Raw genomic sequence first — 14991 nt, 5'->3', positions numbered from 1 at the left:
CCGGAGGTCCGGAGTTCAGGCAGTGACGTCCGGGCGGAGGTCGGAACGCCGGTACAGCAGCGCGACCAGGGCTCCGAGCAGGGACACGCCCACGCACACCGACCACGTCGTGGTGTAGGCGCCGAAGCCCGGCAGCGACGAACCCGCGGACGTATGGGCGGCGGTGACGGCGAGGACACAGGCCGCGCCCAGCGAGCCTCCGACGTTGATGAGCAGTTCGTTGATGCCGGAGCCGACGGCGGCCTGCTCGTCCGGGACGGACTCGACGGCGAGGGTACGCGTGGACTGCTGGAGCAGACCCGTGCCGATTCCGGCCACCACGGTCGAGAGCAGGTAGGGCGTCAGGGTGCTGTGGAAGGCGAGGGTGAGCGCGTAGCCGGCGGCCATCAGCAGTGAGCCGAGCACCAGGGTGGCGCGGTCGCCGATCCTCGCGGCCAGACGGGGCGCGGCCATCGCGGCCAGGGCGATGACGGCCAGACCGGGAATCGTGGCGAAGGCGATCTGGAGCGGGGCGAGTCCCATGCCGTAGCCGACGAGTTCTCTCGGCGTGCCCAGGAAGACGGCCCCCGCGACCTGCAGCCCGATCATGCAGAAGGAGAAGGTGGTCGTCACGAGCGCCATGACCGTGACATTGCGCCGGCGGAACAGACGTACGTCGATCATCGGCTCCGGTGAGCGCAGTTCGACGACGGCCCACACCGCGGTCACCGCGGCGCCGCCCACCAGGCACCCCAGCGTGCGCGGCGAGGCCCACTCCCAGCCCGGCAGCCCGCCCTGTCCCAGGCCGAGCATGATCGCGACCAGGCCGACGCAGAGCAGGGCGCCGCCCCGCGCGTCGAGGTGGCCGCCCGGGCGCTCGGTGGTCTCCGGCAGCAGCGGCCAGGTGACCAGCAGCGCGATGCCGACCGCGGCGGCCGGCACCCACAGGGCCGATGTCGGGGTGTCGACATAGTGGGCGACCAGGCCGCTGGCGACCATGCCGACGCAGAGCCCGCCCACGAGCCCGGCCACCATCACCCCGATGCTGCGGCGGCTTTCCGCCTCCGATGTGCGGTTGCGCAGGATGCCGACGAGCAGGGGGAAGAACCCGGCGAACGCGCCCTGGAGGATCTGCCCCAGCAGCAGCGTGCGGAACGATCCGGACAGCCCCACGACGACCGAGCCGAGCAGCACCACGGCCAGGTTCCACCGCAGGACCCGGCGGTGCCCGTGCAGGTCGCCGAGGCGGGAGAGCAGGGGGGTGAAGGCCACGCTCGCCATGAGGTTCGCGATGCTGATCCAGTTCAGCTGGGCGGCCGTGACGTGCAGGACGTCGGTGAGGCTGCGCAGCACGGGGGCCAGGAATCCCTGGGTGATGCCGCTGGACATTTCGACGAGCACGATCGAGAGGACGATGGCTGCCGTCGTTGTCGCGCGGCCGGGGGGAGCGGAGGCGGGCGGTGCCTTTGCGGCGGCCTGAGTCATGGGCGTACCTCTGCGGATGGCCGGAAGCCGGCGGTCGGATGCTGTCCGGTAATCTGCGCTCACTACCGGATCCGAGCAACGGAAGCCGGTGAGAAAGCGTGAAACCGGCGTGTGACCGCCCCACGTGGTGGAATCAGGCAAAGAGGAGGGGAGCGTGGTGGAAACCGGTGGCGGAAACGAGACCCCGCTCGACGCGGCGGATCTCGGCATCCTGGAGTACCTCGCCCGCCGCCCGCGCGCCTCGTTCGCCGAGGTGGGCGAACGCGTCGGTCTGCACGAGCGGACGGTCGCCCGGCGACTGGGCCGGCTGCTCGACACCGGCGAAGTGCGGTTCATCGCCGACCTCCCGACCGAGTACCTGGGCGAGGGCATGGTGGTGGAGCTGGCGGTGCGCTGCGCTCCGGGGCGCCTGGAGGAAGTCGCACGGGCCGTCGCCGCGCGCCGCGACGCCCGGTCCGTGGAGGTGGCCACCGGCGACCTGCTGGTGCTGGCCGAGATGACCGTCGCGGACGAGGCGGACCTCATCGACCTCGTCGACCGGGCCGTCGGACGGATGCCGGGCGTCCTCGACATCCACTCCGCCGTCGTGCTCCGACTGCTGCTGACCGCTGCCGACTGGGCGCCCTACGACCCCGAGCCGTCGCCCCTGCGGCAGCTCGCCATCGAGGGCGCACAGCCTCCTCCGCCGATCGCGGTCGACGCGTTCGACCGCGAACTGGTGCACCTCCTCGGCGAGGACGCGCGGATGCCGATGAGCACGCTCGCGGCGCGGCTGCGGATGAGCGAGTCGACCGTGCGCCGCAGGCTGAACCGCCTCATGGCTTCACACGTCTTTCACCTGCGGCTCTTCGCGGAACCCGCGCTGCTCGGCTACCCGGTGGAGACCCGCTTCCAGCTGGAGGTGCGCCACGCCCACCTGGGAGCGGCGTTGCGGCGCCTGGCCCGGGAGCCCTCGATCCGGCACCTTGTCGTCACCACCGGCCGCTCCAACGTGCTGGGCTACGCCAGCCACGCCACCACCGCCGAGATGTACGACTTCCACGCCCGGGCCTTCGCCGGGCTCACCGGCCTGCGCGAGGTGCGGACCGCGCTGCTGATGCGCACCTACCGGCGGGCCGGCCGGCCGGTGGGCGAGGGCCGCCCGTTCACCGCCCGCCCGTTCCGCCGGCCCGCGGTCTGACCCGGCGGACTCCGGCCTCCCCGCCACGCCGGCAGGTGCCTCCTTGCGGAGCCCGGCGCAGGGTGGCTCACAAGAGGTGAGACACCGCGCGGACAGCCGCGTCGAAGGCGGCGTGTGTGTAGCCGAACGCCTCGGAGTCGGAGTTGGCGATCGCGATCCGCCCGACCGGACGGCGGGCCTGGGCGTACGGGCGCTGGGACTCGGGCCGGAACAGGGACGGGTCGTCGAGGGAGTTGTACTCGTACGCGTACCCGTGGGCCCAGCGGTTGACGGTGACGGCCGTGATGTCACGGGCCGGGTCGAAGCCGAATGCGCCCAGCGAGCGGGTCATCGAGTCACGGATCTCGCGCTCGAAGTCCTCGAACGGCATCCTGATCAGTGTCCGGCGGCCTGCCTTGTGCTGCTCGCGGCAGATGAGGCCGGGTGAGCCGGGGGTCGCCGAAAGCGAGACGACGGTGGGCAGTTCGGGGCGGTGCGGCATTCTGAAGTCACCTATCTCGGTGACCGTCGGCAGTCCGAAGCTGGAGAAGAACATCGACGGTGTGCTGACCCTGGACACACGGGCGGCGGCGAAGGCACGCCAGTCGCGCAGGGCCACCCGGGCGTACACCAGGGGCACCTTCGTTCCGTAGCGCATCGCGGTGACCTGCTCCGCCGGCAGCTCGGGCATGACGTACGAGGACACCGAGTTCCAGCAGGCCATCACCACACCCTTGGCGCGGACCCGGTAACTGCGGCCGCCCCTGGAGTAGTCGACCACCGCGCCGCGCCGGCCGTCGTTGCGTACCTGGAAGGCGGTGCTGGACAGCCGGATGCGGACGTGGTTGTCCGAGTCGTCGAGGCGGGAGTAGTCCGCCCTGGCCGTGACGATCTCCTGCCAGTCGGGCCGGCGCTCGTCGAAGGCGTCCGGGACGAGCTTGCTGACCAGCAGGCGGGCGAGCGAGGCGTTGCCCTCGGGGAAGTAGAAGTTGCCGTCCTCCTCGGTCTCGTTCAGGTGCATGAGCGGGGTGAGCCCGGCGCCCGGCCACGGGGTGTGTGCGAGACCCAGTCCGCCGAAGCCCGGCTGGCCGGTCGCCCACGCGTCGGCGGCGGCCACGTGATCGACGTTCACGCCCCACAGCCCGTTCGTGCCGCGCTTGACGACCTCCAGGGCGTCGTCGTCCAGGCCGACCTTCTGGCGCAGGTAGGTCTCGTACGGGGTGCGGGCGAGGATCTCCTTCTTCTCCGCGTCCGAAAGACCCGGGTAGAAATCCTCGTTCGTCGTGTACAAGCGCACCAGAGCGGCCCGGCCGGCCTCGCTCATCGGCAGCTTGGCCGCGTAGGAGGTCCAGGACTCGCCCGTCTCGCGAATCACCAGCTGGTCCTTGCCCCAGCGCTCGGAGTTGAAGAGGGTGCCGCTGCGCAATGAGTACGGTGCGTAGGCGTCCCCCTTCACCGTCGCCTCCAGCGCTTTCAGGTCGACGCCGAGGTCCTTGGTGAGCAGGTCGCGGGCCGCGCGTGACCAGGTGCTCGGGGTGTCGATGTTGACGGTGCCGCCGTTGGACAGCAGCAGGGTGCGGCCCACCTGGAACTCGTTGCGCCGGGCGTGACCGCCGAAGTCGTCCAGGGCGTCGAGGATCAGGACACGGGCCCGTGGGCCGGCGTGCTTGCGGTACAGGTACGCGGCGGCGAGACCGCTGAGGCCGCCGCCGACCACCACCAGGTCGTAGGACTCCCGGGTCTCGACGATGCGGCCCGGTGCGAAATCACCGTCCCGCACGGCGTGCGCCACGTCGTAGGCACCCGGCTGCTGTCCACGGAGGCCGGTGGCGGTGGGCGGGTACGGCGCGTCCGGCCGGCCGTGCCCGTGTCCGTGTCCATGCGCCGGGGTGTGCCGGTGCGATGTCCCGGGCGCGGCCTGGGCTGTGGCGGGAAGGGCCAACGCGGCTGCTGCGCCCGCGGCGGTGACGGCCACCCCGTCGAGGAAGTCGCGGCGGGTGACCTTCCGGTGCATTCCGAGCTCGTGATCACTGAGTCTGGGCATACGAGACCCCCACATCGATCTACGGATTTCGAGGCAGAAAAGCGTTGCCGGAATGCTATCCACTTGTATCGCTGATGCGTAGCGCGAATTTCGTTGTCTGCAGGGCCAGTTGCTACGAAATCAGCAGATCGGTCGAGTCGGTGCCCGTTGCAGTGCGGCCGTCGGCGCTCGGCGCGCACGCGCCGATCCGCGCCGATCCGCGCCGGACGGGGGATGGGTGATCACCCATCCGCGGAACGGTTCAGAAGTCGTGCGCTGCGGTGGGCTGGGCCTGTTGGTTCCACTGGTTTCAGCAGCAACAACCTTGGGAGCGGGTACAGCAGCAGCCCTGCGCTACGCGCTGCCGCAACTGGATGCCCGGGTCCGGTGCCAGGCGTCGTCCTGCCGCATTACTTTTCGGCGTACACGTGTTTCCGACCAGTGGTTGAACCCTGCCGCCGGGCTGGTCTCCGTTCTGATCACCGGGGCCTTCGTCCTGCGCGCGGCCTACGCCCCCGTCTGGTCCGCATGGGTCTGCGGTGCCGTGGCGGCGAGGAATTGTCCAATTCTGTGGATTGAGCAGGGGCTTCAGGGCGGTGTTGGCGTTGGGTGTGTGGCGTCGTAGCGGTTTCGGTTGTCGTTGATCTCGTGGCGGTGTGTGGTGGCCCAATCTCCGAGAGCGACGACGGAGTCCAGTAGTGTCGCGCCGAGCCCGGTCAGCGTGTAGTCCACGCGTGGGGGAACGCTGGGGTGGACGGTACGGGTCAACAAGCCGTCGCGTTCGAGTTGCCGCAGCGTCAGGGTGAGCATGCGCTGGGAGATGCCCTTGACGGTGCGATGCAGTTCACCGAAGCGCAGGGTGCGGTCGCGGAGTTGCCCAATGATCAGGATGCTCCACTTGCTGCCGATCAACCCGAGGATCTGGAGCACCTGCCGGCACGCTTCCTCATCCGGCTCGCTGCCGGTGCCTGCTGTCGGAGGCTGCGTGGAGCCGCGGTGCTGCGGGGCCGAGGAGATGTTCCTGCGAGGCGCCAACGGTTACCTCCGTGTGTGTCACTGACATAAATGTGCCGTCTTGCCCCGGCCCTCCCAGTAACAAATCATGGGGCCACTCACAAACAGTAAGTGACCGGCGCGGAGTCGAGGTAGCACCGGTCCAATCGCGGTGACCGGAGAGGATTCTTCGTGGTGAAGACGCTCGTTGTTGTCGGTGCCGGCCCGGGGCTGGGGATGGGGGTGGCTCGCGCGTTCGGCCTCCAGGGGTTCCAGGTCGGGTTGATCGCCCGTACCAAGGGGAAGCTGGACACCCTGGTCAGTGAGCTGGCCGAGCTGGGCATCACCGCTGCCGCGTTTCCCGCCGACATCCGCGATCGTGACGCGCTCACCACCGCCCTCACTGCGGCGAGGGACATGCTGGGACCGATCGACGTGCTCGAATACAGTCCCAGCCCGACCGGGCCGATCACCCATGCCGCACAGACCACGGTCGACTCCGCCGCCGCGCAGTTCGAGCTGCATGTGCTGGGCGCGGTGACGGCCGTGGGCCAGGTACTGCCGGAGATGCTGGCCCGAGGTGAGGGAACGCTGCTGCTGACCACCGGCGTCTCCTCGACGGTCCCCGCACCCTTTCTGGCCAACGTGGGAATGGCCATGGCCGGCCTGCGCAACTGGGCACACACCCTGCACGCTGAACTCAAGTCGCAGGGCATCTACGCGGGCACGGTGACCATCGCTTCCGGGGTCGTCCCCGGCGGCGGCGAGGCCGACCCTGACGCCATCGGCGCCCGCTACTACAGCATGTACCAGCAGCGGAACCGCGTCGAAGAGGTCATCGGCGACCTGGACGCCTTCCGATCTCTCGTCGCCCAGACAGGGAGGCGCGGCAGTTCGGCCATACCGATCAGTCCCGCAGACTAGGCCGCATCCTCTCCGGAGCGTTCGACGAGACGTCCCCGTTCGAAGCGGGATCCGGCTCGGACGAGGGCGACGAGGTGAGGCGCGTTCACGGCCCGCCAGCGGGCCTGTGCGGACTCGACGAGTTTGAAGACCATGGCGAGGGCGGCTGCCGCGCTGCCGGCGCCCTTGGTGACCTTGGTCCGTAGCCGGACGGTCGCGAACGTCGACTCGATCGGGTTGGTCGTTCGCAGGTGGATCCAGTGCTCGGCGGGGAAATCGTAGAACGCCAGCAGTTCCTCCGTATCGTCGGCGATCTTCTTTGCGGCCTTGGGCCACTTCGCTCCGTAGGCGTTCTCGAACGAGGTGACAGCCTTCAGCGCGTGTTCGCGGTCCTCGGCGTTGTAGATGTCCTGAAGCGCCTTGCGGGCGCCGGGCTGGGCCGACTTCGGCAGAGCGTTGAGCACGCTGGCCGTTTTGTGAACCCAGCACCTCTGATGCCGGGAGGCGGGAAAGACCTCGGCCAGGGCCTTCCAGAAGCCGAGCGCGCCGTCGCCGACTGCGAGGACCGGGGCGCGCATCCCGCGCCGGGCGCAATCGCGCAGCAGATCGGCCCAGGACTCGGCCGATTCGCGGTAGCCGTCGGTCATCGCGATCAGCTCCTTGGTGCCGTCCGCGCGCACGCCCATCAGGACCAGCACGCAGGACTTCGCTTCGGCCAGGCGGATGCGCAGATGGATGCCGTCGGCCCACACGTAGACATAGTCGGAAGCCGACAGATCGCGCCCGGAGAACCCCTGATGGTCGGCCTGCCACTGCGTCGTCAACGGCCGGCGAGAGGCCGGCCGAGCTGCCGAGGAACTGCTCGAGCGCGGGAACGAAGTCACCGGACGACAGGCCGTGGAGATAGAGCAGGGGGAGGACCTCGCTGATCTTCGGGCACTTGCGGCACCAGGGCGGCAGGATCGCCGAGGAGAACCGTTTACGCTCGCCGGTGGACACATCGATCCGCTTGTCGTTCACGCGCGGCGCTTTGACCTCGACCGTTCCGGCGCCCGTGGCGACGTTCCGCGGCTGGTGGTAGCCGTTGCGCACGACCAGGCGGCGGCTCTGGTCGTCCCGCTCGCCCTCCAACTCGGCTATATAGGCGTTGACTTCGGCCTCCAGAGCGGCGGCCAGCATCCGCCTCGCGCCCTCGCGGACAATCTCGTCGATCAGGGAGCCGTTACGAGTGGCTCCGTCGGCGTTTAACACGCTGATCACGGGCGTGCCTTCCCAGCCGACGTTCGCAGCGTCGGCCTACTCGGTGACCTTCAATCGATCACTCGGGAAGGTACGCCCGCTGCGTGCTCCCCCCAGCCTCGATCCACAAGTCCTGAGCATTGCTCCGTGGCGGCGGTCGCCCTTCTCTGCGGGGTGTATCAGCAACGTCGCAGCAGCGCGCACTGAGGGCGAGCTCGGTCGGGGCGTTCGCGACCTCGATGTGTGCGTCACACAGCGGAGCAGGGTGCCGAGGCAGGGTGTGCGCGGTCCTGCCAGGCCAGGGCCTCGGCGACCTCGTGGGCGGCACCCCGAAGGCTCATCGAGGAGCTGTGCTGCTGATGGATCACCACCGCGAGTTCGAGCACCTGGTCCGTGACCGGCTTGGGACGGCGGCGGCGGCCCAGGTCCTCTGGAACGGACCGAGGCTGGTGTGCATCGCTGGTGACTTCACGCGCTATGACGTGCATGCGGTCCGCGAGCACCGACGCAGCATCGACCTAGGCCGTTTCCTCCGGATCACCTTGCTGACCAGACGAAGATTCCTGCCAGGTGAAGAGCCGCGAGGTAGATGGTGGCGGTCTTGTCATAGCGGGTGGCCAGGCCCCGCCATTGTTTGATCTTGTTGATGCACCGCTCGACCGTGTTCCGCTGTTTGTACGCTTCGCGCGCGAACGTCGGAGGGCGCCCACCGCGGCTGCCAAGCCGCTTGCGATTCGCTGCTTGGTCGACGGGCTGAGGGATCACCGCCCGGATCCCGCGATGTCGCAGGTAGGTGCGGATCGCGCGAGACGAATACGCTTTGTCCGCGAGGACCGCGGTGGGCGTCGTTCGGGGTCTGCCGACCGGCCGAGGGACCCGGATCCCCGTCATCACGTCCGGGAATGCCGGGGCGTCACCAGCCTGGCCGGGGGTAATTACGAAGGCCAGCGGGCGGCATCGGCTGTCGGCCGCCAGGTGGATCTTCGTTGTCAGCCCACCAGAGACCGCCCCAGTGCATGATGGTCGGGTTCCTCGACCGGGGCCCCTTTTTACGGGCCCCGGCCGCGTGCTGGTGAGCACGAACGACCGTGGAGTCCACCGCGACGACCCAGTCCAGATCGCCCTTTTCCAGGTGCCGTCAGGTGCCCATTTCCGCAGCCTGTTGTGGACGCCCTTTCACGAACCGAAGTGCTCAGGCAGGTCCGTTCAGGGAATCCCGGTGCGGTACTTGAACGCGATCGCGTCGATCACCTGCCGGTGCTCCCGCCACCTCCCGCCCCGCCTCGGCGTCCGATCCGGCAGCAACGGCTCGATCCGCGCCCACTGCGCGTCACTCAACGACATGCCCCAACGAACGACTCGCATCTGCAGAGGCAACGGCTGCCCGCCGTACCGATCAGAAAGGCCGCAGTACCTGATCAGGCTCTGTGAAGCAGCCCCGGCGAACTCTGCGAAGCCCTCGTTGCCGAGCGCCAGGCCCACCTGGACGCCGTGCACCGCGGCAGGCAGGGCTCGAAACTCCCGAGGCTCGGGCGACTCGATGAGTTCCTGGTAATAGACGAGGTCAAGGCCACTCACATCTTCCCAGACGGTCGACAGAGCCAGCAATGCTCGCGCCGGCGACTGCATGGTGCCGCGGTCAGCAATAAAGACAACAATCAGGTCCTCATCCACCACGGCGGCAAGAACCTCGTCGGCCGTCGCTCCTGACCAAGCAGGCGCATCGACCAGCTGCACTGCTGCGGCAAACTCACCGCCCGGTCCCCACGGCCGGTGCAACTCCCCAACCACCGCGTTCCACGCCTCGTCATTGCTGAAGTCGGTCCTGATGACGAGAACGTCGAACAAGTCGCGTCCGATCTCAGGCAGCACTCGCTCAGGATTCTCCGGCAGCATCATGCCCAGGACTCTCCCACCCCGCACAGACAACCAGCTCCTGCGGGAGAGATCCGGAGGAAACGGCCTAGCAGGGCGGCTCGGCGTTCGAGGCATCGACGTCGTCGAAGAGCTCTAGCATCCGGCCCAGCACCCGGACACAGGCGGCGACGTCCGTGTTGGTAAGGTCGCCGCCCGCCTGGCGCAGCATGGCGTGCTCGCGGGCGGTTACGGCGGTGATCGCCGCGTGGCCGCCGTCGGTCAGTCGGATCAGCGAGGAGCGTTGGTGCGCTGGGTTCGGGATGCTCTCGACGAGCTTCCTCTCAGCGGCGTCGTTGACCATCCGCTGTACGAACTGGCGGCTCAGCGATTGGGCCCGGCCCATCTGCGGCACGGTCATCGGACCGTTCTCGCGCAGCAGGTCCAGCACGGCGCGCACGCCCACGGAGAGCCCCTGTGCGGCGTCCAGCTCGATCCGGCGCTGTACGCGGCGGTAGAGCGGGCCGACGAGCGCGAAGACTTCCATGAGGCGTCCCGGCAGCTCGTCGGGGGAGAGGGGCTCGGAGGCTGGTTCGGTCACGGGACCACTGTCTCACACCATATGACAACCAAGTTGCCATTCTCGCTCATTCATGACACCTTGGTTGTCATGAATGAGATCACATTCGAGACCTTCCAGTCCGCCGACGGCCTGCTCACCTACCGCGACGATGGGCCCCGCGACGGCGAGGCGCTGGTGCTCCTGCACAGCGCCTACGCGGACAGCACCCTGTTCGACAACCTGATTCCGGGCCTGACTGCCCGCGGCTACCGGATCATCGCCCCCGATGCTCGCGGCCACGGCCGTTCCGCCAACGCGACCAAGCCGTTCCGACAGGCTGACGACCTCGCGGACCTACTGCGGCACCTGGGCCTGCGTCAGGTCCCGCTCGTGGGCATCTCAATGGGCGGCATGATCGGCATCGACACGGCCGTCGAGCACCCCGAACTGGTCAGCGCCCTGGTCGTCAGCGGCCGGGGCCTGGGAGAGCCAGACCTGACCGGCGCCTGGTCCACCGCGATCGCCGAGCGGCAGCGCACGGCGCTGGTCGGCGGCGACCTCTCGGGCTACCTGGACGGCATCGTGCAGTGGATCGCGGGGCCGGAGCGCAGTCTTGACGAGGTCAATCCCGCGATCGTGGCGCACGTCCGCGACATGGCCCTGTGCACCCTGATGAAGCACACCCCGGACGAACCGGACCACCGGGTTCCGGTCGAGGATGTGGCCTCCCGCGCCAAGGGCATCACCGTTCCGGTCCTGGCCATCGACGGCGCCCTCGACATGCCCGGCCTCCTCGACACCGTCACCGCCCTGATGGACGCTGTCCCCAACGGCCGCAGCGCGCAGTTGGGCGGCGCCGCCCACTACACGACGATGGAGCAGCCGGAGGAATTCACCCGGATCCTCGTGGACTTCCTGCGCGAGGTCCACGCCCAGGAGGGCTAAGACCGTGTCCTATGTGGTGAGTCGGAGGAGTCGCTTGTAGCAGCAGAGGGCTGCGGCGAGGCCGAGAAAGGCCAGGTAGTTGCGGGGGTGGCGTTCGTATCGGTGGTTGAGTCTGCGGTATCCGGTCAGTCAGGACATGGTGCGCTCGATGACCCATCGGCGGCGTCCTAAAGAGTGTTATGACCAAGCGCGGGTTCGGGCCGTGGGCGCGGATCTACCGCCCCGCGCAGGGTTCGGAGCGGGCATGCGTGCAGTTGTGCATCCCGTCGTGGAACGCACTGGACTCCCGGCACTGGGGCGAGGCCGGACAGCTCCCGCCGGCGGACCTCGCCCGGGTCCTGGGTGTGTACGCGTCCCGGGTGATGACGCCGCGCGGCTCCACGGCGGTGACCGGTCTGGAGCTGATGACCGCCCTGCACCCGCCGACCCGCGCGTCCGAGCCGGGCGCCGACGGCAGGCGGCACTCCGAGTACAACCGAAGACCTGGAAGACCTCCAATGATCCGGACTACGCGGCCAAGAAGGCCCGCGTCGAGCACCTCGGCCGAGCGCGGCGGCAAGCACAAGAATCTCGACCGTGAACCCCGCCGGCGGCGCCGGGCGACCTACAACCGCTACGGCGGAGTACGCCACCTGTTCGCCGGCCTGGATCCAAGGACAAGCTCTACGGCCACATCAAACCGGTCAAGAAGCGGACGCAGTTCCTGGAGTTCTGCCGCTACCTACGCACCCTCTACCCGCGAGAGATCCGAATCGCGATCGTCAGTGACAACTTCTCCCCGCACCTGACCACGAAGAAGCGCCAGCGAGTCGGCACCTGGGCTGCGGCCAACAACGTCGAGATGGCCTACACCCCAACGAACTCCTCCTGGCTGAACAGGATCGAAGCCCAGTTCACGGCCCTGCGCTACTTCACCCTCGACGGCACCGACCACGCCGACCACAAGGAACAGGGCAGCATGATCCGCCGCTACATCATCTGGCGAAACAACCACGTCACCGATGCCCGACTCAGGCGGGTGGTCTCCCGGGCGAACGTCGCCTGACATGCCAGTAGCTACACCTTGCACTGGGTATGGACAGCCGCCATTACGGCAGGTTCCACCCGAGCACGACCGGCAGCTCGTGCTCGTAACCCAGCGTGTTGATCGTCCCCGGATGCGGGTGCCCGAACTGCCGCCCGGCCGACGCATCAAGCCCAAGCCACCGCGCGGTGAGGATGCGTGACAGGTGGCCGTGCGCAACGACGGCCACGTCGCCCTTGTCCAGCGGCAGCCGGACCCGGCCGAGGAAGGCGTCGACCCGCACCGTCACGTGCCCGAGGTCCTCGCCGGCGTCGACGCCGTCGCGCCACAGTTCCCAGCCGGGCTTGAGCTCCTGGATCTGCTCGGCGGTTAGCCCCTCGTAGCGGCCGTAGTCCCACTCGATCAGGTCGGCGTCGGGCTCCGCTCTACTCAGCCCCGCCAGTTCAGCGGTCCGCACGGCGCGAGTCAGCGGGCTGCTGTAGACGGCAGCGAACTCCCGATCGGCCAGCCGAGGCGCGAGCGCACGCGCCGCGTCCTCCCCTACCTCGGTCAGCGGCAAGTCGGTGCGGCCAGCATGCTGCCCGGTCCGGCTCCATGCGGTCTCGCCGTGCCTGATCAATACCAGTTGGCCCATGGCTGAGGACCGTATCTCACATCGAACACAGAGCAAACGTTGCCTGATGCGGCACTAGGGAAAGCGCCGTCCGTGCGGTACGTGTCGCGCTACTGTCCCCACCTTGCGGCACTGACATGTTGGGAGATAACGATGGATCGGACAGAGCCAAGATCGACGAGCTGATGCGCCAGTACGACGAGAAGGAGATTGACGGTGCAACCTACGCCCAGGCGATGATGGATTTGACTGCCTCCGCCCAGGAGTGATGCCCGGTCCGCAGCCGTGTCTCATCGGCAGGTGCCTCTCAGGCGTCGGAGGCCGACGCACCATCGACGGTGACTGCGGTGGTTGGCCTGCTGTCCGCCTTCGATGAGACGGGCCAGCATCTGTCCATCTTCAGCGAGACACGACCCAATTCCAGTGACACAGGTCAATCGCGGCCCCGGGGTCTCCTGCGGCAGGGTCAGGCTCAGCGCCGCGGCTTTGAGGTCAGGGTGTGCGGATGTACCGCACTGCGGTTTCATCGAGCTCGGCAGACAGGGTGAGGTCCGGCGCGAACCCCGCCGGGGCACCGAAGAGGTGGCAGATCATTTCCCCGGCGCCGTTGACGGCCTCGGCGACAGTCCGCCCGAAACTCGCTTCGGCCAGAGCGGCAAGAGAGGCGGCGTAGTAGCCGTCCGACCAGCTCACGCGAAGGCGGAAGGGGTGGCTCTTCAAGAGCTTCCAGGAGTCGGCGCTCGCCATCTCGATGATCGAGGGGCTCGGCCGCCGCGCAGCTTCCTCTCGGCCCATGAGCCACATCTCCACGGCGGTGGTGTCCGCTGCCACGGTGTCCAAGTCCGCGCCGTGGTCGTAGCAGTGATACCGAAGGTCTTCGGTCACGTGGATTGCCAGGCGGCTCTCACCCAGGACGCCGAGACACCACAGGGCTTCACCACGGTTGACGACGTCGAAGTGCCATCCCGGCCGATGAGCGAGGAGGTTCCCCAGCTCCCGCCAGGCAGGAAGACGATCGAAACCGCCGCCGAAGGTGTCACACACGTTGTCGTAGTCGCTGTTGTCGAAGTTGACCTTGACCGACAAGTAAGCGGGGATCTCGTTCATGCTGCGGATCGTAAGGGAGCGAAGGGGACTTGGTGCCCCCGTGCGCTGTTCGCGCACGGAGGCACGGCTCACGCCCATTCCATGCCCAGCTCTGCGAGTGCGGTGAGCTGTTCGGCGTCCAGCCGGTCCCTCCTCGATTTCGTGTTCGAAATCCATACGCCCAGCTTCACGACCACCGGCTCCGCCTCGCCGTCGACCGCGATCTGCTCGCTGTGCCCCCTTGGCACCGGCCGGTCCGCACCCTCCCGCTCCACCCACTGCGCGAAGGCCGCCAGCCCGCGCCGGAACGCCGCCTGCGCCTTGCTCGGGCCCTTCGTCGTACGAGCGGCCGTCGGGGCGGGAGACGCGCTCTCAGCGGGCTGCACGCCCAGCTTCGCCAGCCGCTCCTGCTGCTCGGGGAGAAGCTGCGCCCAGGTGCCCGGGTTTTTCTGCCGCTCCAGCCACTTGCCCAGATCGTCGCCCTCGAACAACACCCCCGGTTCGATGGCCGGCAGGACGCCGTCGGCGTCGACCAGGTCCGCGAGGACACGGCAGTGCCGCTGCCAGTCCAGCGGCCACGGGCAGTCCCAGTCCTCATCGACCGCGGCCAGCTGCTGCGCGCGCTCCGCCGCCCGATCCGCGTCCTTGCCCAGGCCGCCCTTCCGGCGCAGGTTGGCCATGTGCTGCCCGACCGGCACCAGCGCCTCGCCCTCGCCCCACACCGCGTCCTGACGCGGCGCGAGGTGCCCCATGGCCCGCCGGTAGGACCGGAGCGAGGCGAGCTTGTTCTCCCACGCCTCCTCGCCCGGCTCCCAGACCATCCCGGCCTCCGGCGCGTCCAGCAGCGTCTTGCGCCGTTCCTCCAGCTCACCCGCCCGCAGCGCCTTCCTCTGCTGATGCACCCATCGACCAAGCGGAAACGACTCATGATGAGGAACGGGCGTGCGAACAGGCGTAGAGATGAGAGCCGATGACATGGCGCGGGCGTGATCCCCTGGTCGGACGGTATGGCGTAGGAACCTCCATCCGGACCGGACCACGCCCGCGCACCTCTTCCACCCACAAAGCCCCACGTCACAGGACTACAGCACGACTTTGCCGGGGCCCTGCCTCATGAGCACAGGCA

At 68.6% G+C, this 14991-nt stretch carries 12 protein-coding genes and 6 pseudogenes; 7 read left to right on the top strand and 11 right to left on the bottom strand.

Annotation, left to right across the window (positions count from 1 at the left end):
* Positions 1–15: 15 nt before the first annotated feature.
* Positions 16–1464, bottom strand: a complete 1449-nt coding sequence (locus OG959_RS06645) for an MFS transporter (RefSeq protein ID WP_326657217.1) — start codon at positions 1462–1464, stop codon at positions 16–18.
* Between the two features lie 154 nt (positions 1465–1618).
* Here OG959_RS06645 and OG959_RS06640 point away from each other — a divergent pair, with 154 nt between their 5' ends.
* Positions 1619–2644, top strand: a complete 1026-nt coding sequence (locus OG959_RS06640; protein ID WP_326657216.1) for an Lrp/AsnC family transcriptional regulator — start codon at positions 1619–1621, stop codon at positions 2642–2644.
* A 67-nt stretch (positions 2645–2711) separates the two neighbouring features.
* Here OG959_RS06640 and OG959_RS06635 read toward each other — a convergent pair whose 3' ends face one another.
* Both OG959_RS06635 and OG959_RS06630 read right to left on the bottom strand, forming a co-directional pair.
* Positions 2712–4667 carry an FAD/NAD(P)-binding protein gene (locus OG959_RS06635; RefSeq protein ID WP_326657215.1) on the bottom strand — a complete coding sequence of 652 codons (1956 nt, stop codon included), beginning with the start codon at positions 4665–4667 and terminating at the stop codon, positions 2712–2714.
* A 567-nt stretch (positions 4668–5234) separates the two neighbouring features.
* Positions 5235–5681: a winged helix-turn-helix transcriptional regulator gene (locus tag OG959_RS06630; protein WP_326657213.1), complete on the bottom strand. Its 447-nt coding sequence runs from the start codon at positions 5679–5681 to the stop codon at positions 5235–5237.
* 150 nt (positions 5682–5831) lie between these two features.
* Between OG959_RS06630 and OG959_RS06625 the strand changes: the two genes are divergently transcribed.
* Positions 5832–6563: an SDR family NAD(P)-dependent oxidoreductase gene (locus tag OG959_RS06625; protein WP_326657212.1), complete on the top strand. Its 732-nt coding sequence runs from the start codon at positions 5832–5834 to the stop codon at positions 6561–6563.
* Here OG959_RS06625 and OG959_RS06620 read toward each other — a convergent pair.
* A pseudogene (locus OG959_RS06620) lies at positions 6560–7802 on the bottom strand (IS256 family transposase). The gene OG959_RS06625 and the pseudogene OG959_RS06620 overlap by 4 nt on opposite strands.
* 335 nt (positions 7803–8137) lie before the next feature.
* On the opposite strand from OG959_RS06620, the pseudogene OG959_RS06615 reads away from it, so the two are divergent.
* A pseudogene (locus tag OG959_RS06615) lies at positions 8138–8311 on the top strand (DUF5655 domain-containing protein); the annotation flags it as partial.
* A gap of 7 nt (positions 8312–8318) precedes the next feature.
* On the opposite strand, the gene OG959_RS06610 reads toward OG959_RS06615, so the two are convergent.
* The 3 genes from OG959_RS06610 to OG959_RS06605 all read right to left on the bottom strand — a co-directional run bounded on the left by OG959_RS06610 (position 8319) and on the right by OG959_RS06605 (position 10182).
* On the bottom strand, positions 8319–8939 hold the full coding sequence (locus OG959_RS06610; protein WP_442805731.1) for an IS5 family transposase: 621 nt from the start codon (positions 8937–8939) through the stop codon (positions 8319–8321).
* A gap of 48 nt (positions 8940–8987) precedes the next feature.
* Positions 8988–9680 (bottom strand): transposase, encoded by a 693-nt coding sequence (locus OG959_RS38635; protein ID WP_442805546.1) that lies wholly within the window; start codon positions 9678–9680, stop codon positions 8988–8990.
* A 64-nt stretch (positions 9681–9744) separates the two neighbouring features.
* Entirely contained in the window at positions 9745–10182 is a 438-nt protein-coding gene (locus tag OG959_RS06605; protein WP_326666249.1) for a MarR family winged helix-turn-helix transcriptional regulator, read from the bottom strand.
* Positions 10183–10305: 123 nt separating this feature from the next.
* Between OG959_RS06605 and OG959_RS06600 the strand changes: the two genes are divergently transcribed.
* Positions 10306–11142 carry an alpha/beta fold hydrolase gene (locus OG959_RS06600; protein ID WP_326657210.1) on the top strand — a complete coding sequence of 279 codons (837 nt, stop codon included), beginning with the start codon at positions 10306–10308 and terminating at the stop codon, positions 11140–11142.
* Positions 11143–11151: 9 nt separating this feature from the next.
* Here OG959_RS06600 and OG959_RS06595 read toward each other — a convergent pair.
* Positions 11152–11313: pseudogene (locus OG959_RS06595) on the bottom strand (transposase); the annotation flags it as partial.
* Between the two features lie 8 nt (positions 11314–11321).
* On the opposite strand from OG959_RS06595, the pseudogene OG959_RS06590 reads away from it, so the two are divergent.
* Both OG959_RS06590 and OG959_RS06585 read left to right on the top strand, forming a co-directional pair.
* A pseudogene (locus OG959_RS06590) lies at positions 11322–11618 on the top strand (telomere-associated protein Tap); the annotation flags it as partial.
* A 2-nt stretch (positions 11619–11620) separates the two neighbouring features.
* Positions 11621–12187, top strand: a pseudogene (locus tag OG959_RS06585) (transposase); the annotation flags it as partial.
* Positions 12188–12230: 43 nt separating this feature from the next.
* Here OG959_RS06585 and OG959_RS06580 read toward each other — a convergent pair.
* Positions 12231–12800: a histidine phosphatase family protein gene (locus OG959_RS06580; protein ID WP_326657209.1), complete on the bottom strand. Its 570-nt coding sequence runs from the start codon at positions 12798–12800 to the stop codon at positions 12231–12233.
* 116 nt (positions 12801–12916) lie between these two features.
* Here OG959_RS06580 and OG959_RS06575 point away from each other — a divergent pair, with 116 nt between their 5' ends.
* Positions 12917–13048, top strand: coding sequence for a hypothetical protein (locus OG959_RS06575; protein ID WP_326657208.1), 132 nt, complete (start codon positions 12917–12919; stop codon positions 13046–13048).
* 223 nt (positions 13049–13271) lie between these two features.
* Here OG959_RS06575 and OG959_RS06570 read toward each other — a convergent pair whose 3' ends face one another.
* Complete coding sequence (locus OG959_RS06570) at positions 13272–13886, bottom strand: hypothetical protein (RefSeq protein ID WP_326657207.1); 615 nt, start codon at positions 13884–13886, stop codon at positions 13272–13274.
* Between the two features lie 68 nt (positions 13887–13954).
* A pseudogene (locus OG959_RS06565) lies at positions 13955–14791 on the bottom strand (helicase associated domain-containing protein); the annotation flags it as partial.
* Positions 14792–14991 lie beyond the last annotated feature (200 nt).

Source organism: Streptomyces sp. NBC_00385, from assembly GCF_035917155.1.
Classification (GTDB): Bacteria; Actinomycetota; Actinomycetes; order Streptomycetales; family Streptomycetaceae; genus Streptomyces; species Streptomyces poriferorum.
This window is presented reverse-complemented; position numbering and strand designations above follow the sequence as displayed.